Annotated in this window: 19 protein-coding genes; 16 read left to right on the top strand and 3 right to left on the bottom strand. The window is 66.7% G+C overall.

Annotation, left to right across the window (positions count from 1 at the left end):
- Positions 1–4: 4 nt before the first annotated feature.
- Entirely contained in the window at positions 5–1,402 is a 1,398-nt protein-coding gene (locus GV068_RS02830) for a S9 family peptidase (protein ID WP_159695901.1), read from the top strand.
- 154 nt (positions 1,403–1,556) lie between these two features.
- On the opposite strand, the gene GV068_RS02825 is transcribed toward GV068_RS02830, so the two are convergent.
- On the bottom strand, positions 1,557–2,135 hold the full coding sequence (locus tag GV068_RS02825) for a superoxide dismutase (protein ID WP_159695900.1): 579 nt from the start codon (positions 2,133–2,135) through the stop codon (positions 1,557–1,559).
- Positions 2,136–2,223: 88 nt separating this feature from the next.
- The gene (xseA, locus tag GV068_RS02820; protein WP_159695899.1) at positions 2,224–3,585 is read right to left on the bottom strand and encodes an exodeoxyribonuclease VII large subunit; all 1,362 of its coding nucleotides are present in this window, start codon (positions 3,583–3,585) and stop codon (positions 2,224–2,226) included.
- A gap of 1,252 nt (positions 3,586–4,837) precedes the next feature.
- On the opposite strand from xseA, the gene GV068_RS02815 reads away from it, so the two are divergent.
- From GV068_RS02815 to GV068_RS02785, 7 genes are all read left to right on the top strand, one after another.
- Complete coding sequence (locus GV068_RS02815; RefSeq protein ID WP_159695898.1) at positions 4,838–5,446, top strand: MotA/TolQ/ExbB proton channel family protein; 609 nt, start codon at positions 4,838–4,840, stop codon at positions 5,444–5,446.
- Positions 5,446–5,889 carry a biopolymer transporter ExbD gene (locus GV068_RS02810; protein WP_159704496.1) on the top strand — a complete coding sequence of 148 codons (444 nt, stop codon included), beginning with the start codon at positions 5,446–5,448 and terminating at the stop codon, positions 5,887–5,889. Before GV068_RS02815 ends, GV068_RS02810 begins: the two co-directional genes overlap by 1 nt.
- Positions 5,890–5,920: 31 nt before the next feature.
- On the top strand, positions 5,921–6,943 hold the full coding sequence (lpxK, locus tag GV068_RS02805) for a tetraacyldisaccharide 4'-kinase (RefSeq protein WP_159695897.1): 1,023 nt from the start codon (positions 5,921–5,923) through the stop codon (positions 6,941–6,943).
- Positions 6,924–7,094, top strand: a complete 171-nt coding sequence (locus tag GV068_RS02800; RefSeq protein WP_081897729.1) for a Trm112 family protein — start codon at positions 6,924–6,926, stop codon at positions 7,092–7,094. Before lpxK ends, GV068_RS02800 begins: the two co-directional genes overlap by 20 nt.
- Before the next feature lie 4 nt (positions 7,095–7,098).
- Positions 7,099–7,851 (top strand): 3-deoxy-manno-octulosonate cytidylyltransferase, encoded by a 753-nt coding sequence (gene kdsB, locus GV068_RS02795; protein ID WP_159695896.1) that lies wholly within the window; start codon positions 7,099–7,101, stop codon positions 7,849–7,851.
- Between the two features lie 182 nt (positions 7,852–8,033).
- Complete coding sequence (gene adk / locus GV068_RS02790; RefSeq protein WP_159695895.1) at positions 8,034–8,690, top strand: adenylate kinase; 657 nt, start codon at positions 8,034–8,036, stop codon at positions 8,688–8,690.
- 129 nt (positions 8,691–8,819) lie between these two features.
- Entirely contained in the window at positions 8,820–9,782 is a 963-nt protein-coding gene (locus tag GV068_RS02785) for an IS1595 family transposase (RefSeq protein ID WP_159695894.1), read from the top strand.
- 12 nt (positions 9,783–9,794) lie between these two features.
- On the opposite strand, the gene GV068_RS02780 is transcribed toward GV068_RS02785, so the two are convergent.
- Complete coding sequence (locus GV068_RS02780; protein ID WP_159695893.1) at positions 9,795–10,307, bottom strand: thioredoxin domain-containing protein; 513 nt, start codon at positions 10,305–10,307, stop codon at positions 9,795–9,797.
- A gap of 161 nt (positions 10,308–10,468) precedes the next feature.
- Here GV068_RS02780 and GV068_RS02775 point away from each other — a divergent pair, with 161 nt between their 5' ends.
- From GV068_RS02775 to GV068_RS02740, 8 genes are all read left to right on the top strand, one after another.
- Positions 10,469–11,128, top strand: coding sequence for a hypothetical protein (locus tag GV068_RS02775; protein WP_159695892.1), 660 nt, complete (start codon positions 10,469–10,471; stop codon positions 11,126–11,128).
- Between the two features lie 109 nt (positions 11,129–11,237).
- The gene (locus GV068_RS02770) at positions 11,238–11,996 is read left to right on the top strand and encodes a 3-hydroxyacyl-CoA dehydrogenase (protein ID WP_159695891.1); all 759 of its coding nucleotides are present in this window, start codon (positions 11,238–11,240) and stop codon (positions 11,994–11,996) included.
- A gap of 106 nt (positions 11,997–12,102) precedes the next feature.
- On the top strand, positions 12,103–13,887 hold the full coding sequence (ggt, locus tag GV068_RS02765; protein ID WP_159695890.1) for a gamma-glutamyltransferase: 1,785 nt from the start codon (positions 12,103–12,105) through the stop codon (positions 13,885–13,887).
- Positions 13,888–14,019: 132 nt separating this feature from the next.
- Positions 14,020–15,438: a hypothetical protein gene (locus GV068_RS24880; protein WP_201303234.1), complete on the top strand. Its 1,419-nt coding sequence runs from the start codon at positions 14,020–14,022 to the stop codon at positions 15,436–15,438.
- Between the two features lie 11 nt (positions 15,439–15,449).
- A complete protein-coding gene (locus GV068_RS02755; RefSeq protein ID WP_159695889.1) occupies positions 15,450–15,818 on the top strand; it encodes a hypothetical protein in 369 nt (122 codons plus the stop codon).
- A gap of 53 nt (positions 15,819–15,871) precedes the next feature.
- Positions 15,872–16,330 carry a cytochrome c oxidase subunit 3 gene (locus GV068_RS02750; RefSeq protein ID WP_159695888.1) on the top strand — a complete coding sequence of 153 codons (459 nt, stop codon included), beginning with the start codon at positions 15,872–15,874 and terminating at the stop codon, positions 16,328–16,330.
- 73 nt (positions 16,331–16,403) lie between these two features.
- Complete coding sequence (locus GV068_RS02745) at positions 16,404–17,549, top strand: patatin-like phospholipase family protein (protein ID WP_159704493.1); 1,146 nt, start codon at positions 16,404–16,406, stop codon at positions 17,547–17,549.
- Positions 17,546–21,775, top strand: a complete 4,230-nt coding sequence (locus tag GV068_RS02740) for a two-component regulator propeller domain-containing protein (protein ID WP_159695887.1) — start codon at positions 17,546–17,548, stop codon at positions 21,773–21,775. Before GV068_RS02745 ends, GV068_RS02740 begins: the two co-directional genes overlap by 4 nt.
- Positions 21,776–21,788: the final 13 nt, after the last annotated feature.

Raw genomic sequence — 21,788 nt, 5'->3', positions numbered from 1 at the left:
GCGCATGAAATCGACCCTGCTCGGCATCCTGGCCGCACTCGCCCTGGCCACCCATCCCGCCCATGCGATCGACGCCACCGGGCACTGGAAAGGCAGCATCGCGGGCTCCCTGCATCTGTTCCTCGAGTTCGGCAAGGCGGCCGATGGCAAGTGGGAAGGCACGCTGAAGGTGCCGCAGCAGGGTTTGAGCACGAAAGTCGATCAGTTGGAAGTCGGCGAAGAGCAGCTCGGCTTCAAGCTGCTGGCCCTGAACGCCGGCTTCACGGCGCGCTGGAGCGAGCAGGAAAAGGCCTGGATGGGCAGCTGGAGCCAGAACGGCCAGAGCATCCCCTTGCGCCTCGAACGCAGCGATGCCGCAGCAGGGCAGCCGAAACGCCCGCAATCGGAAGCGATCGCCGCGCGCCAGGCGGCTTATGCCAGTAGCGAGGTCCGTTTCACCAACCCGGCCGGCGGTCACAGTCTCGCCGGCACCTTCACCGTCCCGCAGGGCAGGGGCCCGTTCCCGGCGGTGGTGCTGGTGCATGGCTCCGGTCCGAATGACCGGGACCAGACGATCCTCGACCACAAACTGTTCCTGGTGCTGGCCGACCACCTGAGCAGCCGCGGTATCGCGGTCCTGCGTTACGACAAGCGCGGTGTCAAGCAGTCGGGCGGGGTGTACAAGGACGCCACGACGCAGGATTTCGCCAGCGATGCCGAGGCGGCAGTGGCCTTCCTGCGTGGCCGCGCCGACGTCGATCCGGCACGGATCGGCGTCATCGGCCACTCCGAAGGCGGCTTGATTGCGCCGATGGTCGCGGCGCGCGATCCGAAGCTGGGCTTTGTGGTGATGCTGGCCGGCCCCGGCGTGCGCGGCGAACTGCTGATGGTCGAACAGATCGCCCTCGCCGCGAAAGCGCGCGGCGTGCCGGACGCGCTGGTGGACCAGGAGCGCGAACTGAACCGGGCGGTGTTCGCGGCCATCGTGGCCGAGCCGCAGGCAGAAGCGGCCGAGGCCAGGGCGCGCCAGTTGATGGAGGAGGGGGAGCGCAAGGGCATCCTGCCGCCCGGGACCGCGGCGGCGCGCGCCAGGGCCTTCTCCACGCCCTGGTTCCAGGCCTTCCTGCGCCATGAACCCGGCCCCGGCCTGCGCGCCATACGCCAGCCGATCCTGGTCCTGAACGGCGAGCGTGACCTGCAGGTCCCGGCCGCGATGGACCTGGCGCCGATCCGCACTGCGCTCAAGGACAATCCGCGCGCCGTGGTCAAGGAATTGCCGGCGCTGAACCACCTGTTCCAGACCGCGCGTACCGGCGCCGGATCCGAATACGCCGAGATCGAGGAGAGCTTCGCGCCGCTCGCGCTGAACACCATCAGCGACTGGATCCTGGCAACGGTCAAGCGGCCCCGCAGCGCAAAATAGCCGAATGGAAAAAAGGCCTACCTGCGGCCCGCGATGACGGCGATCTCGATCTTCGCGTCACGCGGCAGGCGTGCCACCTCTCAATTTCTCCGGGCCACAAAAACAACACGGCCCGCCGAAGCGGGCCGTGCAGCGAATCGGGGAAACAGACGGCTTACGCCAGGTTCTGGTTCGCGAATTCCCAGTTAGCGACGTTCCAGAACGCTTCCAGGAACTTGGCGCGGGCGTTGCGGTAGTCGATGTAGTAAGCGTGCTCCCAGACGTCGGCGGTCAGCAGCGGCTTGTCCGAGGTGGTCAGCGGGGTGCCGGCGTTCGAGGTGTTGACGATGTCGACGCTGCCGTCGGTCTTCTGCACCAGCCAGGTCCAGCCCGAGCCGAAGTTGCCCAGTGCCGACTTGTTGAACTCTTCCTTGAACTTGTCGAACGAGCCCCACTTGGCGTTGATGGCGTCAGCCACCTTGCCGGTCGGTGCGCCGCCGCCGTTCGGCGACATGCAGTTCCAGAAGAAGGTGTGGTTCCACACCTGGGCCGAGTTGTTAAACACGCCGCCGGTCGACTTCTTGATGATCTCTTCCAGGGACAGGTTTTCGTACTCCGTGCCCTTGATCATGTTGTTCAGGTTGGTGACATAGGTCTGGTGATGCTTGCCGTGGTGGTATTCCAGGGTCTCGGCCGAGATATGCGGCTGCAGGGCATCCTTAGCGTATGGCAGTGCTGGCAGGAGATGTTCCATGTTTTCTTCCTTGTGATTGGTTGGACAGGTTTTGTTCCAGAGCGGCGCTATTCTAAACCGGATAGCGCCGTGTTGCATGGATGGCTAGCTATTCGAGCACCGTCTGCACATTCGACACGCCGATCTCGGCGGTGCCACCGGCCAGGCGCACGCTCAGCTTGTTGCGCGCCTTGATCTGGGCCGGATCGCGCAGCACCTCGCCTTTGGCGTTGCGCACGATCGCATAGCCGCGCTCGAGCGTACGTTGCGGGTTCAGCAGTTCGAGCTGGGCCGACAGCGCGTTCAATGCATCGCGCCGCTGTTTGACAGCGTTGCACAGGCTGGTGTTCAGGTGGCGTCCGTCGGCCAGCAGCTGCGCGCGCAGCGCCCGCATGTCGGGGCGGTGGCGCATCCAGCGCTGCTGCAGTTGGGCCAGCACCAGGTTCTGGCGGTTCACGGGCGTGCGCACCGCGTGGGTCAGCGCGGCCGCCATCGCCAGCAGCTTGACGCGCTGGTGGCGGATCTGGGCAGACGGGCTGAGCAGGCGGCGGCTGTAGTTGTCCAGGCCCTGGCTGGCGTCGGACAGGGTGCGGCGCATGGCGCGGCGCAGGTCCATCGCGTCGCTTGATAAGGAGGCGAGCCAGTCGGCGCGCGGCGTGGCCGCCAGTTCCGCCGCGGCGGTCGGGGTGGCGGCGCGCACGTCGGCGGCGAAGTCGGCGATGGTGACGTCGGTCTCGTGGCCGACGCCCGAGATCACCGGGATCTGGCAGGCGTCGATGGCGCGCGCCACGCACTCTTCATTGAAACTCCACAGGTCTTCGATCGAGCCGCCGCCGCGGCAGACCAGCAGCACGTCGGCTTCCTGGCGGCGCGAGGCCGTCATGATGGCTTCGGCGATCTTGTCGGCCGCGAACTGGCCCTGGACCGGGGCGGGGTAGAGGATCACCCGGACGTGCGGCGCCCGCCGGCGCAGGGCAGTGAGGATGTCGCGCAGGGCCGCGGCCTGGGGGCTGGTGACGATACCGATGGTGCGCGGGAACAGCGGCAGGGGGCGCTTGCGCTCCTCGTCGAACAGGCCTTGGGCCGAGAGCTTCTCCTTCAACTTCAGGAAGGCTTCGTAGAGCTGGCCGACGCCGGCGCGGCGGATGGTCTCGACATTGATCTGGTAGTCGCCGCGGGCGCCGTACAGGGTCACCAGGGCGCGCACCTCGACCTTGTCGCCTTCGCGCGGGACGAAGCCGGCGTACTGGGCGCGGCTGCGGAACATGACGCCGCGCACCTGGGCGGCATCGTCCTTCAGCGTGAAATACCAGTGGCCCGAGCTGGCGCGCGTGAAGTTGGAAATCTCGCCGCCGATCCACACCAGTGGAAAACTCCGCTCGAGCAGGCGCGCGACCTGCTGGTTCAGGGTCGTCACGCTCAGGACGGGCGGGGCGGTGTAGGCGGTGTCGGCGTCGCTTGGGAATTCCATGGCTGCTTCGTGTTCGGCAAAGCTGATGCTTATGTCATATCTTGGCGCAATCGACAAGGGGCGCGTCGCAAGAGTGCGCGCTTGCGGGCGTCAAAGCATTGTTGCCGTTTTTCAATGCATTCTATTGAAAAGCCTTTGCGATCAAGGACTTGGAAAGGGCCGTTCAGCTCCTGAGGCGGGCTTATCCACAAAAACTGTGGGCAACTCATCCATAAGACCCAAGACTGCATTAGAAACGCGCGTTGCGCTTCCATGCCTTTCGCATCAAGGACTTAGCATGCATATGCCTGCTTTGGGCACATTGTTGTCCACAAAATATGTGGGTAGAGAGCGCAGCGGACACGGAACGTAAAGGCACTACCGCTGCCTAAAAATGACGCTAGGAAATTTTATTCTTGCAGATCAAGGACTTAGCTTGTGGTCGAGACCCTTGCACACAATTTTGTCCACAAAATGTGTGCACAAGGATGCAGTGACAAGCGAGTCGGCGCTGCGCCAGGCCCGTGAAAGCGCGATACAGGTGTTAAATGGCTGTATCCGCCCTTGGAATAGCCTCTTTTGGCGCAGATGCATGTTTTGGAAGCAGCAGGCACCATTCTATTTAAAATCAATGGCTTAAGCGAAGGCGTACAAGCTTCATCACATCTTTATCCACAAAAAATGTGCAGATGTGAATTATCTTTGCCGACTTATCCTGAACGCAGAATAAGTCATGCATGGAAGAGCAGAGATGCACACAAAACCTTGTTATATGGCTGAGTGATGAAATTTTGTGCAGTAACTATTTTTTGTTTCGGATCAAACACTTAGCATGCAAAATGGGGCCTTGCTCACATTTTTGTCCACAAAAAATGTGAGGAACCGCACAGACGCCTAAGGCTGAGGTCAACCGGCAACACTGCCTATTTTTTGCGCCCTATATCTTTCTTCAAGTAAATCAATGACTTAAGCCTGGCTTAAGGCTATTGCACACAATTTTGTCCACAGAATTTGTTCGTAACTGCGAACCGTTGAGCTGGATCAAAACGTTCTCCGAAAGCCGAGACCGCTGATGAGTTAGCTCATCTGACATGTGCCATTTTCTTGCGCAGTGACAAAATTCCCTTTCAAATCAAGCCTCTTTGGCCATGAGAGGGGTCTTGCGCACATTTTTATCCACAGAACTTGTGCAGAACCTTCTCGCGGCGCACTTGCCGCACTGCTGGCAACTTGTTACATTGCTGAATTGATTTCTTTACCTCAGGAGTTTCTCTTGCTCGCCATTTTCCAAGCTGCAGGCTGGCCAATCTGGCTCTTGCTGATCGCCTCGATCGTCGCTGTCGCCCTGATCGTGGAACGCCTGCTCTACCTGCGGCGCGAGAAGATCCTCCCGAAGCAACTGCTGGACGAAGTGACCCGCGTCTACCGCTCCGGCAAGGTGACGCCTGAGGTGGTCGACAAGCTCGAGCACAACTCGCCGCTCGGCACCGTGCTGGCAGCAGCGCTGCGCAACGTCGACGCCCCGCGCGACGTGATGAAGGAATCCATCGAGGAAGCCGGCCGCGGCGTCGCCCACGGCCTGGAACGCTTCCTGACCACCCTCGGCACCATCGCCTCGCTGGCGCCGCTGATGGGCCTGTTCGGCACGGTGGTCGGCATGATCGAGATCTTCGGCGCCCAGAACCCGACTGGCGGCAACAACCCGGCCCAGCTGGCGCACGGCATCTCGGTGGCCCTGTATAACACCGGCTTCGGCCTGGCGATCGCGATGCCGGCCCTGGTGTTCTACCGCCACTTCCGCGCCCTGGTCGACAGCTTCATCGTCGAGATGGAACTGCAGGCCGTGAAATTCGTCGACGTCGTGCACGGGACCCGCAAATGATGAACTTCCGCCGCGGCCGCCAGCGCGAGGAACCGGAGATCAACCTGATCCCCTTCATCGACGTGCTGCTGGTCGTCCTCATCTTCCTGATGGTCTCGACCACCTACAGCAAGTTCACCGAGCTGCAGATCACCCTGCCCACGGCCGATGCCGAGAAGGTGCAGGAGCGCCCGTTCGAGATCAACGTCACGATCGACGCCAAGGGCAATTACACGGTGAACAACGTGCCGGTCTCCTTCCACAGCGTCGCCGGCCTGGCCGAAGACCTGAAGAACGCCGCCAGTACCGGTGGTCCGAACGGCCAGCCGGCCAAGGACCCGGTCGTGATCGTCAACGCCGACCAGTTCGCGATGCACCAGATGGTCATCAACGTGCTGGAAGCATCGCGCGTGGCGGGCTACGACAAGCTGACCTTCGCCGCCCAGACCGGTACCAAGAAATAACACACGCGGACGCTTCGGCGTCCGCCTCCGCATGAGCCTCGAATCGACCCTCACCCGCGCCTGGCTGCGCCGCGGCACGCTGGCGCTGGCGCTGCTGCCGCTCGCCTTGCTGTTCCGGCTGCTGGCCGCGATCCGCACGCTCCTGTTCCGCCTCGGGATCAAGAAGAGCGAGCGGCTGCCGGTCCCGGTGATCGTGGTCGGCAATATCTTTATTGGCGGGACCGGCAAGACGCCGCTGACGATCTGGCTGGCGGACAGCCTGCGCGGCGCCGGCCTGCGTCCCGGCGTCATTTCGCGCGGCCATGGCGGCGCCGAATCGGCGCCGCGCGAAGTCACGCCGCAGTCCGATGCGCGCGAGGTCGGCGACGAGCCGCTCCTGATCGCGGCGCGTGCCGGCTGCCCGGTCGTCGTGGGCCGCAAGCGCGCGGAGGCGGGCAGGGCGCTCTTGGGGGCGCATCCCGAGGTCGACGTATTGATTACCGACGACGGCCTGCAGCACTACGCCCTCGAGCGCGACATCGAAATCGTCCTGTTCGACGGCCGCGGCGTCGGCAATGGCTGGCTGCTGCCGGCCGGACCGCTGCGCGAGCCGCCTTCGCGCCGCCGCGATTTCACGGTGGTGAACGCGCCCGAGATCACGCCCCAACTGGCGCGCGCGGTCGGTGGCAAGCCTTTCCAGATGCAACTGGCGGGCGATTTCGCCGAGCCCCTGGGTCGCCCGGAAGCCTGCGTCCCGCTGGCGCGCCTGAAGGGCCGGCGCATCGTGGCCGCGGCCGGCATCGGCAATCCGGGCCGCTTCTTTGCCATGCTGCGCGGCGCCGGCCTGAGCTTCCAGGAGCTGCCGCTGCCCGACCACCACGACTTCCTCGACCGTCCCTTCGACGCGGTCGACGCCGATGTCATCCTGATCACGGAGAAGGATGCAGTAAAATGTCGGCAACTTGATAACCTGAAGGATGACCCGCGCTTGTGGGTCGTGCCTGTGACGGCGCGGATCGATCCCGCGCTGGCCGAACAAATCGTGGAGAAATGTCGTGGACGCTCGACTGCTTGATATCCTGGTCTGCCCGCTGTGCAAGGGCCCACTCCAGTACGACAAGAAGGCGCAGGAACTGACCTGCAGCCCGGACCGCCTTGCATACCCGATCCGCGACGGTATTCCGATCATGTGGGCTGACCAGGCGCGCAAGATCGAGCCGGTGTAAGTCGATGGGCTTTACCGTCATCATTCCGGCGCGGCTGGCCTCGACCCGCCTGCCGAACAAGCCGCTGGCCGACCTCGGCGGCAAGCCGATGGTAGTGCGCGTCGCCGAACGCGCGCGCGAATCCGGCGCGTCCCGCATCATCGTCGCCACCGATGCGCCCAGCATCCTGGCCGCCTGCGAAGCGCACGGCATCGAAGCCTGCATGACCCGCGCCGACCACCCGTCGGGCACCGACCGCATCGCCGAAGTCGCGCAAAAGTTGGGCCTGGCGCCAGGCGAGGTCGTGGTCAACCTGCAGGGCGACGAACCGCTGATCGACCCCAGCCTGCTGGCGGCCTGTGCCGCGCGCATTCGCGACGGCGTGCCGATGGCCACCGTGGCCCATCCGATCCACGACGTGGCCGACGTGTTCAACCCGAACGTGGTCAAGGTGGTGCTCGACAAGGCGGGCAGGGCGCTGTACTTCTCGCGCGCCACCATTCCGTGGCATCGCGATGCGTTTGCTGCCTCGAAGGAATCGCTGCCGGCTGGCTACGCGCCGCTGCGCCACGTCGGTCTTTATGCCTACAGCAACGCTTTCCTCCAGGCCTATCCGGCGCTGGAGAGTTCGCCCCTCGAAACCATCGAGGCGCTCGAACAGCTGCGCGTACTGTGGCATGGCTACCCGATCGCCGTGCACATCACGGACAGTGCGCCGCCGGCCGGTGTCGACACCCCGGACGACCTGGAGCGCGTGCGCCGTCACTACGCTGCCTGAAGCTGATCGCGACTACTTTATTGTTGTCTGCGCTACATCAAAACCGACTGGCGGAGGGCCCCGGAATTGGCGTAAAAGCTGACTTTTGTGGTAACTTTCGTGTCAAGTAGCCAGATATGCATCAAGCGCGATTCTTCGCCTACATAAAAATTATCAACATCCTCTAAGAATCTAGGAAACTCATGCGTCTCATTCTGTTAGGAGCACCCGGCGCCGGTAAGGGCACCCAGGCCAACTTCATCAAGGAAAAGTTCAACATTCCCCAGATTTCCACCGGCGACATGCTGCGTGCCGCAATCAAGGCTGGAACCGAACTGGGCCTGGCTGCGAAGAAGGTGATGGATGCGGGGCAGCTGGTGTCCGACGACATCATCATCGGCCTGGTGAAAGAGCGCCTGAAGGAGACCGATTGCGCCAACGGCTACCTGTTCGACGGCTTCCCGCGCACCATCGCGCAGGCCGACGCCATGAAGGACAGCGGCGTGACCATCGATTACGTGCTGGAAATCGACGTGCCGGACGAACTGATCGTCGAGCGCATGTCGGGCCGCCGCACCCACGCTGCTTCCGGCCGCGTGTACCACACCAAGTTCAATCCGCCGAAGCTTGAGGGCATCGACGACGTGACCGGCGAGCCGCTGGTGCAGCGCGACGACGACAAGGAAGAAACCGTGCAGAAGCGCCTGGCCGTGTACCACAACCAGACCGAAGTGCTGCTCGGCTACTACAACAAGTGGGCCCAGTCGGGCCTGCCGGGCGCGCCGAAGTACCGCAAGATCTCGGGCGTCGGCCCGGTCGAGCAGGTGCGCGACGCAGCCTTCGCGGCGCTGTCCGAGTAAACACTCAGCAAGATGATCGAACGGCCCCGCGGGGCCGTTTTTCATTTAGGCGCTGTCACCACTACGTGTAGAAATTGAACTGTTGAGCTGAGTGGATGTCCAACCTGGGTCAAACGACCAGGAGGGACGATGAAGTCCGAAGGCTTTCGCCGCTTGCTGCGCCAGGTCGCTTCGCTCACCAGGCAACAGCGTTCGCAACTGGCCGACGCCCTGCGCCCAGCCGTTAGCCTCGACCAGGTATGCGAGGCGATCGACAGTACGCGCCCGGCTCCCCTGTGCTGTCCCGCTTGCGGCAACAGCCGTCATTATCGTCACGGTATCGTCCGAGGTCTGCAGCGCTACCGCTGCCGCGCCTGCTCTCGCACCTTCAGCGCCCTGAGCGGTACGCCCTTGGCCCGGCTGCGGCATCGTTCCAAGTGGCTGGACTACGGCAAGGAAATGCTCGGCTCGCGCAGCGTATGGGCAGCGGCGAAACTGATCGGCGTGCATCGCAACACCAGCTTTCGCTGGCGCCACCGCTTCCTCGACGGTGTGCGTCATGATCAGCCCGAGCGCCTCGCCGGCATTGCCGAGGCGGATGAGATGTTCCTGCTCGAATCGCAGAAGGGATCGCGCCAACTGGAGCGGCCGGCACGCAAGCGCGGCGGCGTGGCGCAACACCGGGGCATCAGCCACCAGCACGACTGCATTCTGGTTGCCCGCGACCGCAGCGGCCTCACTTGCTCCTTCGTCACGGGACGGGCGGCGGTCACCGCCAGACAGTTGCACCGCCACCTGCTGCCCGTCCTTGATCCGGACGTTTTGCTGGTGACTGACGGACACCACGCCTACCGGACGTTTGCTCGCGAGGCGCGCATCGCGCACGCCTTCGTCAATCTGCATGAGGGCGAACGCGTGCGGGGTGCGGTCCACATCCAGAACGTGAACGCCTATCACCAGCGCTTACGCAGCTGGCTGTCGCGTTTCAATGGCGTGGCGTCACGCTATTTGCCGAACTATCTCGGGTGGCGCTGGGCGCTGGATGGCGAGCGCATCGCTTCGCCAGAAGGGCTGCTTCAGAGGTCAATCGGCATTTTCCACACCCAGCGATGACAGCGCCTTCATTTACAGGTAGCGCTCTACCGCGGCCGTGAGCGACTCGCGGTCCGAATCCCCGTGATAGCGCTCGCCCTTGATGAAGAAACTCGGCGTGCCGCTTGCTCCCAGCGACTTGCCTTCTTCGGCCTGCGCCTGGATGCGCTCGCGGTGCCGGCGCGTGGCCAGGTCTTCATTGAAACGTTCGCCCTCGATGCCCAGTTGCTGGGCCAACAGCGGCAACTGCGCCGGCGACACCTGCGCCTGGTGCTCGAACAGCGCGTCATGCATTTCCCAGAATTTGCCCTGGGCGCCCGCCGCTTCCGCCGCCTCGGCGGCGCCTTCCGCGAACGGGTGCATGCCGAGCGGCAGGTGGCGGTAGACCAGGGCGATGCGCTCGCCGTAGCGCTGCTGCAGCTCGACCAGCGTCGGATAGGCCCGTGCGCAATACGGACACTGGAAATCGCCGTACTCGACGATGACGATCTCGGCGTCCGCGCTGCCGCGAACGTGGTCGTTTTCGGTGATCTGCAACTGGCTCATTCCTGCTCCTGTCGATGTGGATGCTTGAATCTTCGCATGCAGCGCAGGGGCCGTGCCGCCCGTTACCGTTCATCAATCATGTGCAGTGTGTGTCGTGTGCGCCGAAGCCGCCTGCACAGGCAGATAATGGTTTGTCCACAATTCCAAGCATGAGGTGCACCATGAGTCCCATCAAGTCCATGATTGCCCTGCTGTTCGCGCTGGGCTCGAACGGCGCGCTGGCCCAGAACCAGGCGACGCCGCAGCCGCCGACCGGCAAGCCGGTGTCCGACAGCGCCAGCTACGGCCCGGTGCTCAATCCGCAATCGACGCAGGAGCCGGCCCAGTCTGGCGCGCAGGCGGCAGGCGAGGCCCGTCCCCAGGCGCAGGAAGAGCGTGCCGGCAAGCCGCCGGTCACCAGCAAGCAGACCGAGGTCGACCCGTCGGCCCGCCCGGCGCCCGAGAGCCAGCCGCCGCAGGGACAATCGCAAGCGCCCACCCGGCAGCAGAACCAGCAGCCCATGACCGAACAGGAAAAGCGCGGCCAGCCCGAACGCAAGCAGCAGAACAAGAAGCAGGCCCAGCGCCGTTCGGGCGCGGTGCAGCAGATCACGAGTACGCCGCGCATCGTCGCTCCCGCGCCGACCTTGACGCCGCGCGCGGCCACGCCCGCCGTACCGGCCCCGGTGGGCCCGCAGACCAGCCAGGTGATCGGCTGTGCCGGCAGCGGCTGCAGCGACGTCAACGGCGCCACCTACAACGCCGGCGGCCCGGGCAATACCACGGTCAGCAGCAGCGGCCGGCTGTGCACCCGCAACGGCGCCAACATGCAGTGCATTTGACGGGAATGCGGTCCCGCAGGTGGTTTTTCTTGCCAAAAGTTCGCTACAATGCCGCTGTTTGACGTTTACGTTAACGTAAAAGCGACGAGAACTTTTAAAAGGGAAAACCATGCAGATTCAGAATAGTGTGTTCATCGTGACCGGTGGCGCGTCTGGCCTTGGAGCAGCCACCGCGCGCATGATCACCGAAGCGGGCGGCAAGGTCGTCATCGCCGACGTGCAGGCCGAAGCCGGCGCGGCCCTGGCAAGCGAGCTGGGTGGCCAGTTCGTCAAGTGCGACGTCACCTCGGAGGCCGATGGCCTGGCGGTGGTTGAAGCAGCGACGAAGCTCGGTACCTTGCGCGGCCTGGTCAACTGCGCCGGCGTGGCGCCGGCCGTCAAGACCGTCGGCAAGGACGGTCCGCACCCGCTGGATGCCTTCCAGCGCGCGGTGAACATCAACCTGGTCGGTACCTTCAACATGTGCCGCCTGGCGGCCGACGCCATGGGCAAGACCGAAGCTGCGGAATACGGCGAGCGCGGCATCATCATCAATACCGCCTCGGTCGCGGCCTTCGACGGCCAGATCGGCCAGGCCGCCTACGGTTCCTCGAAAGCGGCGGTCGCCGGCATGACCCTGCCGATGGCGCGCGACCTGGCGCGCAGCGGCATCCGCGTGATGACCATCGCCCCGGGCATCTTCGAGACCCCGATGCTGATGGGTATGCCGCAGGAAGTGCGCGATTCGCTGGGCAAGATGGTTCCGTTCCCGCCGCGCCTCGGCATGCCGAAGGAGTACGCGCACCTGGCCAAGGCCATCATCGAAAACGTGATGCTCAACGGCGAAACGATCCGCCTCGACGGCGCGATCCGCATGCAGCCGAAATAAGCAAATGCATATCGCTTCCTGAAGCGCGCTGCCAATTGTTGTACGATTGGCAGATGTCGGGCGCGTGGCGCAAGCCGCGCGCCCGTTTGCTTTCTGGAGAAACGATTTGAAGAACACGAAGTTGCGCGCTACCTTCCTGGCCCTGGCACTGGCCTTCACCGCCCAGCCCTTGCTGGCCCAGGACGTGCGCCAGGCCGCTCCCGAAGCCGCCACCGGCTATCAGGACAAGGCCGGCTGGCCGGCGAAAAAATACATGGTGGCCGCGGCCAATCCGCTGGCGGTGCAAGCGGGCTACCAGATCCTGCAACAAGGCGGCAGCGCGATCGACGCGGCGATTGCCACCCAGCTGGTCCTGACCCTGGTCGAGCCGCAGTCCTCAGGCATCGGCGGCGGCGCCTTCCTGGTGCACTACGACGGCCGCAAGACCCAGGCCTTCGACGGCCGCGAGACCGCGCCGAGCAAGGCCGACGAGCACCTGTTCCAGCGCCCCGACGGCACGCCGCTGTCGCGCACCGAAGGCATCGTCGGCGGGCGCTCGACCGGCGCGCCGGGCGTGCTGCGCATGCTCGAACTGGCCCACCGCGAGCACGGCAAGCTGCCTTGGAAAGCACTGTTCGCGCCGGCCATCAAGCTGTCCGAAGAAGGCTTCGCCGTCAGCCCGCGCCTGAATGCGCTGCTGACCGGCGACGTCCACCTGCGCAAGGATCCGGAGGCGGCGCGCTACTTCTATGGCAACGGCGGCAAGCCCTGGCCGGTCGGCCACATCCTGAAGAATCCCGCGCTGGCCAAGACCCTGCGCGAGATCGCCGAAGGCGGCGCCGATGCCTTTTACAAGGGCCACATCGCGCGCGACATCGCGGCCAAGGTGCAGGGTCACCCGACCAACCCGGGCCTCCTGAGCGCTGCCGACATCGCGGCCTACCAGCCGAAGGTGCGCACGCCGGTGTGCAGCGATTATCGTGCCTACACCGTGTGCGGCATGCCGCCGCCTTCTTCCGGAGGCATCGCCGTGGCCCAGATGCTGGGCATGTTCGAGACCATGGACATGAAGGCGCTGGCCCCTGGGAACGGCGTGCCGGGACCGGATGCGCTGCACGTGTTCAGCGAAGTGGGGCGCCTGGCCTACGCCGACCGCAACCGCTACGCCGCCGACACCGACTTCGTGCCGCTGCCGGGCCGTGGCCTGCCCAGCCTGATCGACAAGACTTATCTGGCGCAACGCGCCAAGCTGGTGGGCGCGCGCTCGATGGGCGAAGCGCCGGCCGGCAAGCCGCCGGGCATGGACATGGCCTGGCACTGGGGCAAGGACAACGCCATCGAAACCCCGTCCACCTCGCACGTGGCAGTGGTTGACGGCTACGGCGCCGGCCTGGCCATGACCACCACCATCGAAGACGCCTTCGGCTCGCGCCAGATGGTCGACGGCTTCATCCTGAACAACCAGCTGACCGACTTCTCCTTCGCCTCGCGTGACGCCGACGGGCCGATCGCCAACCGGGTCGAAGCCGGCAAGCGTCCGCGCAGCGCGATGTCGCCCACCGTGGTGTTCGACCGCAAGACCGGCAAGCTGGTGCTGACCGTCGGCTCGCCCGGTGGCCCGGCCATCATCAACTACGTCGCCAAGGTGCTGGTCGGGACGCTCGATTGGGGTTTGAACGTGCAGGAAGCGATCTCGCTGCCCAACTTCGGCAGCCGCAACGGTCCGACCGAACTGGAAGTGGGGCGCTTCCCTTCGACGACTATCGAAGCCTTGAACGCGCGCGGCCACAAGGTGCGACTTGGCGAGCAGACCTCGGGCCTGCACGGCATCCAGCGCATCGAAGTGCATGGCGTGCCGCTCTGGTACGGCGGCGCCGACCCGCGCCGCGAAGGCGTCGCGAAAGGCGATTGAGCGCCTGGTTACAAAGCGGTGAAAAAGACGGACAGTTAATGACCAAATAGCGATACCTGGTCGACAAACTTCCGACAGAAGGATGACGGCGCATGTCTAGGATGTGGGAATTGCTCTCACATCGTCAATACCATGCGCCCGACCACTGCCCGTTCCACCCTTCTCGCCGCCAGCCTGCTGGCCCTGCTCAGCGCCTGCGGAGGTGGAGGAGGGGATGGCGGCGCCGGCGGCGGCAGCGGCGGCGGCGACAACCGTCCACCGCCGCCGGTCCAAACCACGGTCGAGCACCGCGTCGCAGGCGAAGCGATCGTCAAGGTGCGCGGCGCCGGCAGCGGCTGGGTGGCGCTGGCCGAAACGCTGGAACCCTCCTTCGTCTCCCTGCTGCGCCCGGTGCGCCGGCTGGTGATCGCCGAAGGCGCCGCCGCCACCAGCGCCTACAATCCACCCGCGGGCTGGTCGCTGCTCGATTTCGCGGTTCACCCGAGCCGCGAGATCAGCGTCGTCATCGCCACCGACAGCGAGGTGCGCCTGCTGCGCCTCGACCGGCGCGGCGTGCTGCTGTCGCAGCTGGATTTCCAGGACGCCGCGATCCCCAACGATCCCTTCTACAGCGATCCGCTGTCGATCCCCAACCACAAGGCCTTGCTGCCGAAGGCGACCCGCGACGGCGTGCGCCTGGCGCCGGTCGGCGAGGACCTGGCCATGGCCCTGCACACCGGCCGCAATTCGATCCTGGCCTATCGCTACAGCTACGGCGCCGGCGGCTTCGCGCGCAACTGGCGCACCCTGGTCGAGCCGGGCGTCTTCATCGGCGGCCGCTCGGTCATCAGCGGCACCTTCGATCCCTACGGCGGCCTATATGAACAGTGGCAGGTGCTGCTGGACGCCGACGCCAGCGGGCGCATCGCCGTCGGCGTCAACCTGAACCCGACCGAATACGCCGCAGCCCATGCCGAGCATTTCAAGGAGAGCCTGCCGGCCGAGCTGTATTCCGGCGCCCTGGTCACCGAGCTGGCGGCCGACGGGCGCCGCGTCGGCACCAGCTACCTGGAGCCGCGCACCCCCTTCGAACTGAAGGCGGTGAAGTGGCACGGCAACGCCATCGTCGCGGTCGGCCGCGTGCTGCCGGTGCGCCTGCCCGACGGCTTTGGCTGGGATGGCATGCTGAGCGTGATCCCGGCCGGCAGCAAGGGCAAGGCCGGCTACCGCACGCTCGACATCGACCGCGGCGACGTGCTGCTGGACGCCACCTCGCTGCCGGACGGCCGCCTGCTGGTGGCCGGCAGCAGCGGCTACTTCCAGAACCCGAACGGCGCCAGCATCTCCGAAGACGTGAAGCCGCTGCTGGCGGTGCTGGAGCCTGACGGCAGGCTGCGCGAGCAGCTGCCGGCGGTCAAAGGGCCGCGCCACAACCAGGTGCGTTCGGTGGCGCCGTGGAACGGCAGCTGGCTGGCGGGCAGCATGGAGAACGGGCCGGGCACGCACTCGGCGGATGCCGACGCGGCGCTGCTGCGCGCCGACGGCCATGTGCGCAGCGTCCGGGTTCCTTGACAGGAGAGACCATGAACGGCATCCCTTCCACCAGGGCCGGCGCCATCGACGCCGGCAAGCCGCCGCACGCGCTGCTGCTCGGCGTGCTGGCCTTCGCCGTGTGCGCCCTAAGCCTCCTGTTCTTCCCCGGCCAGCTGGGTGCGGCGGTGCTGCTCGGGATGGCGATCGCCGTGCTGGCGGGGCAGGCGAGGGCGCCGGCCGACGACTTCTTCGCCGGGATGGCGCTGGCCCTGACTGGCTGGGTCGCCGTCGGCCTGGTGCTGGGCAGTTCGGAGCAACGCTTCAGCACCCTGATCCTCTTGCCCGAAGTCTTCCTGCTCACCTTCATCCTCGGCAGCCTGTGCTTTTTCCTGGGCGTGTGCCTCCGGCGCCGCGCCTGAGTGTGGAAATGTGAAAGTTTGTGGGGCCTGCCGACACGTTACACTCGGGCGCTATGGATGACGCTATCGCACCGCCCCTGTTTTCGCGTACCGAACGCCTGCTTTTCATCGCCAGCTTCGTAGCCTACGCGGCCTGCCTGCTGGCGCCTGCTTTCGTTGCGAACGACGCTCCCTGGCCGGGCTGGGGCGTGCTGCTCATGGGCCCGATCGGGGTGCCGCTCGGTTACGTCGCCTGGCTGGCCAATCCGCTGCTCTGGTACGCCTGGTTCGCCACGGCGCGCGGCCGGCACGCCAGGGCGGTCGTGAGCGCGATCTTCGCCATCCTGCTGGCATTCAGCTTCCTGCTGCACCAGAAAATACCGGTCGGCAGCTCGGGCGACTACCCCTTCAGCATTCGCTACGGGTTCGGCCTCTGGCTGTTCAGCATGGCGCTGGCCGAGCATGCCGCCTACCTGGCCTACTGCCGGGTGCTGCGCCTGCCCCTCGGCCTAACGTCGGCGAAAACCAACTAAACGGGCATTTATTTCCCAAGAGATAGACGATTTTTGCTACCCTTGACAGGTGGACAGCAACGGAAAAACAGGCCTGGTCCTCACAGGCGGTGGAGCGCGCGCCGCCTATCAGGCCGGCGTGATGCATGCGATCGCCCGCATTCTCGCCGACGCGGGCCGTCCGGCCCTGCGCTCTCCCTTCGACATCATCTGCGGCACCTCGGCCGGGGCGCTGAACGCCACCGCGCTGGCCTGCCGCGCCGACGACTTCACCAGCGCCGTGCGCGGCCTGCTCGGCGTGTGGGAAGGCGTCAGTGCGCACCAGGTCTACCGCGCCGATTCGCTGGCCGTGCTGGGTTCTAGCGCGCGCTGGCTGTCGCTGCTCTCGTTCGGCTGGCTGCTGCGCAAGTGGCGTGCGGCGCCGCCCCAGTCCCTGCTCGACAACACCCCGTTGGCCGGCCTGCTGCACCGCGTGCTGGACCTGCCGCGCCTGGACGCCGCGCTGGCCGACGGCGTGCTGCATGCGCTGGCGATCACCGCGTCCTCGTACAGCAGCGGCCACCACATCACCTTCTACCAGGCGGCGCGCGAGATCGTGCCCTGGCAGCGCCACCAGCGCCTGGCGCTGTCGACCCAGATCGGGGTCGAGCACCTGCTGGCGTCGAGCGCCATTCCCTTCATCTTCCCAGCGGTGCCGCTGTACCTGGGCGGACGCCGCGAATACTGCGGCGACGGCTCGATGCGCCAGCTGGCCCCGATCGCGCCGGCGATCCACCTGGGCGCGACCCGGGTGCTGGTGGTAGGGGCGGGGCGCATGTCGGAACCGGCGGTCGACCCCTTGCCCAATGGCGGCTACCCGAGCCTGGCGCAAATCGCCGGCCACGCGCTGTCCTCGATCTTCCTCGACAGCCTGGCGGCCGACATCGAGCGCCTGCAGCGGGTCAACCAGACGCTCGAACGGGTGCCGCCTGACGCGCGCGCGGCGCTGCCGCTGCGGCGCATGGACCTCCTGGTAATCGCGCCGTCCGAGCGCCTGGACGACATCGCGCTGCGCCACGTGCACAACCTGCCGGCCCCGGTGCGCACCCTGCTGGGCGGGATCGGCGCCCTGGAAACGCGCGGCGCCGCGCTGGCGTCCTACCTGCTGTTCGAAGGCAGCTACACGCGCGAGCTGATCCGCCTCGGCGAACACGACACCCTGGCCCGGCGCGACGACGTGCTTGCCTTCTTCCCCGCATGAAGGCGCTGCTCCGGATCCTTGCCGGCCTGTGGCTGGCGGCGCTGTGCCATGGCGCGCTGGCCGGCCCGCCGCGGCCGACGCTGCGCTTCGAGCACCTGTCGGTGGCCGAGGGACTGGCGCAGGAAACCGTGCTGGCCGTGGCCCAGGACCGCGACGGCTTCATGTGGTTCGGCACCCAGAACGGCCTGTCGCGCTTCGACGGCTACCGCGTCATCAACTACCGCAGCGTGCCGGGCAAGGCGAACTCGCTGTCGAACAGCTGGGTGCGCGTGCTGCACCTGGACCGCCACGGCCGCCTGTGGCTCGGCACCGACGGGGGCCTCAACCTGTACGACCCGGTGACCCAGAGCTTCACCCTGTTCGTGCCCGAGGAAACCTCAAGGCGCGGCAACGGCAACCGCCACATCAACGCCATCGTCGGCGACGGCCGCGATGGCCTCTGGATCGGCACCAACGACGGCCTGCAGCACTTCGACACGGCGCTGCGCCGCTTCACCACCTGGCACCACGAGCGCGGCAACGACGCCAGCCTGAGCGACGACAACGTCAATGCGCTGGCGCTGGACGGGAGCGGGCGCCTGTGGATCGGCACCGGCGGTGGCCTCGACAGCCTGGGGCCCGGCCGCGAGCGCATCCGGCACCACGCCGCGCACCTGGGACCGCGCGGCAATCCGGTGCACGCCCTGATGGTCGACGGCGAACAGCGCCTGTGGGTCGGCCGCCTGGGCGGGCTGGAACGGCATGTCCTGAGCGGGATCGAAGCCGGCGCGGTCAAGCGCTTCGGGCCCCAGGACGGCATCGGCCCGTGGTGGATCACGGCCCTGTACCGCGACGCCGGCAACGAGATCTGGATCGGCACCCATGACGATGGCCTGCTGCGCTGGCGCGGCCGCGAGGACAAGTTCGAGAACCACCGCCACGCCGTTACCGACCGCCACAGCTTGGCCGACAACCAGGTCTCGGCGCTGTACCGGGACCGCCTCGGCACCTTCTGGGTCGGCACCTGGTATGCCGGTGTGTCGCGCGTGGACATGGGCAGCGGCGGCTTTGCCCGCATCGTGCGGCGCGACGAAGTGCCCGACACCCTAGCCGACAACAAGGCGCGCGCGCTGCTCGTGGACCAGGGCGGCGGCAGCGAGCGCCTGTGGGTCGGCACCAGCACGGCGCTCAACCACGTCGATCCGGCCACCGGCGCCGCCACCGTGTACCGCCCGCAGCCGGGCGACCCGGACAGCCTGGCCGACCTCCCGGCTTCCGCGCTGGCGCGCGACCGCGAAGGCAAGCTGTGGATCGGCAGCCGCACCGGCATCACCACCTTCGACCCGGCCACGCGCCGCTTCGTGCGGCGCGCGCTGCCGGGCGACGCCGATGCCAACAATGTGCGCTCGCTGACCACCACGCCGGACGACAGTATCTGGATCGCCACCCGCGGCGGCCTGCACCGGCTGGCGCCCGGCACCCGCGCGGTGGAAAGCTGGCGCCATGACCCGGCGCGCGCCGGCAGCCTGGCCGACGACATCGTGCGCCCGATGCTGCAGGACCGGCGCGGCCGCATGTGGATCGGCACCTTCGACGGCCTCGACCTGATGGACGTCGGCAGCGGGCGCTTCCGCCACTTCCGCCACGACCGTTTCGATGCGGCCAGCCTGAGCCACGACGAGGTGCACGCCCTGTTCGAGGACAGCCGCGGCGACGTCTGGGTGGGCACCGCGGTGGGCCTGAACCGCATGGTGACGGCCGCCGATGGGTCGGTGAGCTTCGTGCGCTACACCACGCGCGACGGCCTCGGCGACGATGCGGTGGCCGCGATCCTGGAAGACGACGACGGCCGCCTGTGGATCAGCACCACCAGCGGCATTTCCTGCTTCGATCCGGTAAATAACCGGTGGCGCAACTACACGGCTTCGGACGGCCTGACCGAAGGCGCCTTCTTCGATACCTCGGCCGTGCGCGGCCGCGACGGCATCCTGTACTTCGGCGGCTTCAACGGCATCACCGCCTTCGACCCGCGCGCGATCCGCGACAACCGGGTGGCGCCGCGCCCGGTGATCACCGGCTTCACCATCTTCAACCGGCCGATCGAAGAAGTGCTGCCGGGCGTGCTCAAGGGCCCGGTCGAGCATGCCGAAACCGTGACCCTGCCGGCCGGCGCCTCGGTGTTCTCGCTCGAGTTCTCGGCGCTGCACTTCGCCGCGCCCGAGCGCAACCGCTTCGCCTACCGCCTCGACGGCTTCGACCGCGACTGGGTGCAGGGCGACGCCGGCAAGCGCTTCGCCACCTACACCAACCTCGATCCGGGTACCTATGTGTTCCGCCTGCGCGCGGCCAACAAGGACGGGGTCTGGAGCGAGCAGGTGACGGCGCTGGCGATCACGATCGAGCCGCCGCCCTGGGGCACGCCCTGGTTCCGCGCGATCGCGCTGTTCCTGGTGCTGGCGCTGATGTACGCCGCGATCCGGATGCGCATGTCCGGCCTGCGCCGCCAGAAGGAGCAGCTGGCCAGCCAGGTCAGCCTGCGCACCGAGCAGGTCGAGCAGCAGAACCGCATCCTCGAGCGCCAGACCGAAGAGCTGCGCGACCAGGAGCAGCGCGTGCGCCAGCAGTCCAACGAGCTGGCGCGCGCCTACCGCGCACTGCAGGAGAACGAGGAATTCCTGCGCCAGGCCAAGCAGCGCGCCGAGGACGCGACGCGCCAGAAATCCGAATTCCTGGCCAACATGAGCCACGAGATGCGCACGCCGCTGGCCGGCGTGATCGGCATGCTCGGCTTCGCGCTGCGCGATCCGAGCCTGGGCGAGACCACGCGCGAGCAGATCCAGCGCGGGCAGGGCAATGCACAGTCCCTGCTGGCGATCATCAACGACCTGCTCGACTTCTCCAAGATCGAGGCGGGCAAGCTGAGCATCGAGAACATCGACTTCGATCTGCACGCGATGATCCAAAGCGTAGCCAGCCTGTTCGAAGAGCAGGCGGTGGGCAAGAGCGTCGGCTTCGACGTGGCCTTCGACCCGAGCCTGCCGCGCTTCGTGCTGGGCGACCCGACCCGCTTGCGCCAGGTGCTGGTCAACCTGGTGGGGAACGCTTTCAAGTTCACGCGCTCCGGCTCGATCACGCTCGGCGCCGAGCTGCGCCTGGAGGACCAGGTGCGCGGCGAAGGCTGGAACATGGTGCGCTTCACGGTGCGCGACACCGGTATCGGCATCCCGGCCGACGCGCTGCCGCGCCTGTTCCAGAAGTTCGAGCAGGCCGACACCACCACCACGCGCCGCTACGGCGGCACCGGCCTGGGCCTGGCGATCTGCCGCCAGCTGGTGGCGCTGATGGGTGGTTCCATCGGCGTCAACAGCCTCGAGGGCAAGGGCAGCACCTTCAGCGTGCTGCTGCCGCTGGCCGACGGCGCCGAGCCGCCGCACGTGGAGCACGCGCAGCGCGCGCCGCACACGCACCGTCTGCGTATCCTGTGCGCCGAGGACTTCCCGACCAACCAGATCATCGCCCGCACCATGGTCGAAGAGATGGGGCACCAGATCGACATCGCCGACAATGGCGTCCAGGCGGTCGCGGCCTGCGCCCGCGCGCGCTACGACCTGGTGCTGATGGACGGACGCATGCCCGAGATGGACGGCGCCAGCGCCACCCGCATCATCCGCGCCGGCGGCACGCCGGACGAGCGCGTGCTCGACCCGCACCTGATGATCGTCGCCCTGACCGCCAATGCCAGCGGCGAGGACCGGGCGCGCTACCTGGCCTGCGGCATGGACGCCTTCCTCACCAAGCCGATCGACGAGGACGCGCTGCACCAGCAGATCTCGCGCGCGATCGAGCGCCAGCTGGCGCGCGGCATCGCGCTGCCGCCGATGCCGGCGCCGAGCGTCGCTACGCTGGATGCGCTGTTCGGTGTCGGCGCCGCGAATTCCGAGGCAAGCAAGGCGCCGCCGGCTGCGCCGCCTGCCGCCGACGCCCTCGCGCAGCGCCTGCGGGCCGCCTTCGCCGCCGACCTGCCGCGCCGCCGCGCCGAGCTGGATGCCGCAATCGCCGACGGCGACCTGGATGCGGCGGGCAGGGTGCTGCACGGCCTGCGCGGCAGCGCCGCCTACCTGGGCGAGAGCGCGCTCGGGCTACTTTGCGCCGAGCTGGAAGCGGCGGCGGATGCCGGCCACCTTCCGCGCCTGCTGGCCGGTATCGGCCGGCTCGAAGCGGAGCTGGGCGTTTTCGAGCAGTCCTGAACCCGCCTGTGCC

Origin of the sequence: Massilia sp. 9I, from assembly GCF_902506415.1 — a bacterium.
In the GTDB taxonomy this organism is placed as follows: domain Bacteria; phylum Pseudomonadota; class Gammaproteobacteria; order Burkholderiales; family Burkholderiaceae_D; genus Telluria.
This window is presented reverse-complemented; position numbering and strand designations above follow the sequence as displayed.

Bases quoted from the DNA above. Each gene is read 5' to 3' on its own strand.
- GV068_RS24880 (WP_201303234.1), top strand. From the start codon at position 14,020: ATGCGCCCGACCACTGCCCGTTCCACCCTTCTCGCCGCCAGCCTGCTG.
- GV068_RS02770 (WP_159695891.1), top strand. From the start codon at position 11,238: ATGCAGATTCAGAATAGTGTGTTCATCGTGACCGGTGGCGCGTCTGGC.
- GV068_RS02750 (WP_159695888.1), top strand. From the start codon at position 15,872: ATGGATGACGCTATCGCACCGCCCCTGTTTTCGCGTACCGAACGCCTG.
- GV068_RS02780 (WP_159695893.1), bottom strand. From the start codon at position 10,307: ATGAGCCAGTTGCAGATCACCGAAAACGACCACGTTCGCGGCAGCGCG.
- GV068_RS02825 (WP_159695900.1), bottom strand. From the start codon at position 2,135: ATGGAACATCTCCTGCCAGCACTGCCATACGCTAAGGATGCCCTGCAG.
- GV068_RS02755 (WP_159695889.1), top strand. From the start codon at position 15,450: ATGAACGGCATCCCTTCCACCAGGGCCGGCGCCATCGACGCCGGCAAG.
- lpxK (WP_159695897.1), top strand. From the start codon at position 5,921: ATGAGCCTCGAATCGACCCTCACCCGCGCCTGGCTGCGCCGCGGCACG.
- xseA (WP_159695899.1), bottom strand. From the start codon at position 3,585: ATGGAATTCCCAAGCGACGCCGACACCGCCTACACCGCCCCGCCCGTC.
- GV068_RS02830 (WP_159695901.1), top strand. From the start codon at position 5: ATGAAATCGACCCTGCTCGGCATCCTGGCCGCACTCGCCCTGGCCACC.
- kdsB (WP_159695896.1), top strand. From the start codon at position 7,099: ATGGGCTTTACCGTCATCATTCCGGCGCGGCTGGCCTCGACCCGCCTG.
- GV068_RS02785 (WP_159695894.1), top strand. From the start codon at position 8,820: ATGAAGTCCGAAGGCTTTCGCCGCTTGCTGCGCCAGGTCGCTTCGCTC.
- GV068_RS02740 (WP_159695887.1), top strand. From the start codon at position 17,546: ATGAAGGCGCTGCTCCGGATCCTTGCCGGCCTGTGGCTGGCGGCGCTG.
- GV068_RS02775 (WP_159695892.1), top strand. From the start codon at position 10,469: ATGAGTCCCATCAAGTCCATGATTGCCCTGCTGTTCGCGCTGGGCTCG.
- adk (WP_159695895.1), top strand. From the start codon at position 8,034: ATGCGTCTCATTCTGTTAGGAGCACCCGGCGCCGGTAAGGGCACCCAG.
- GV068_RS02810 (WP_159704496.1), top strand. From the start codon at position 5,446: ATGAACTTCCGCCGCGGCCGCCAGCGCGAGGAACCGGAGATCAACCTG.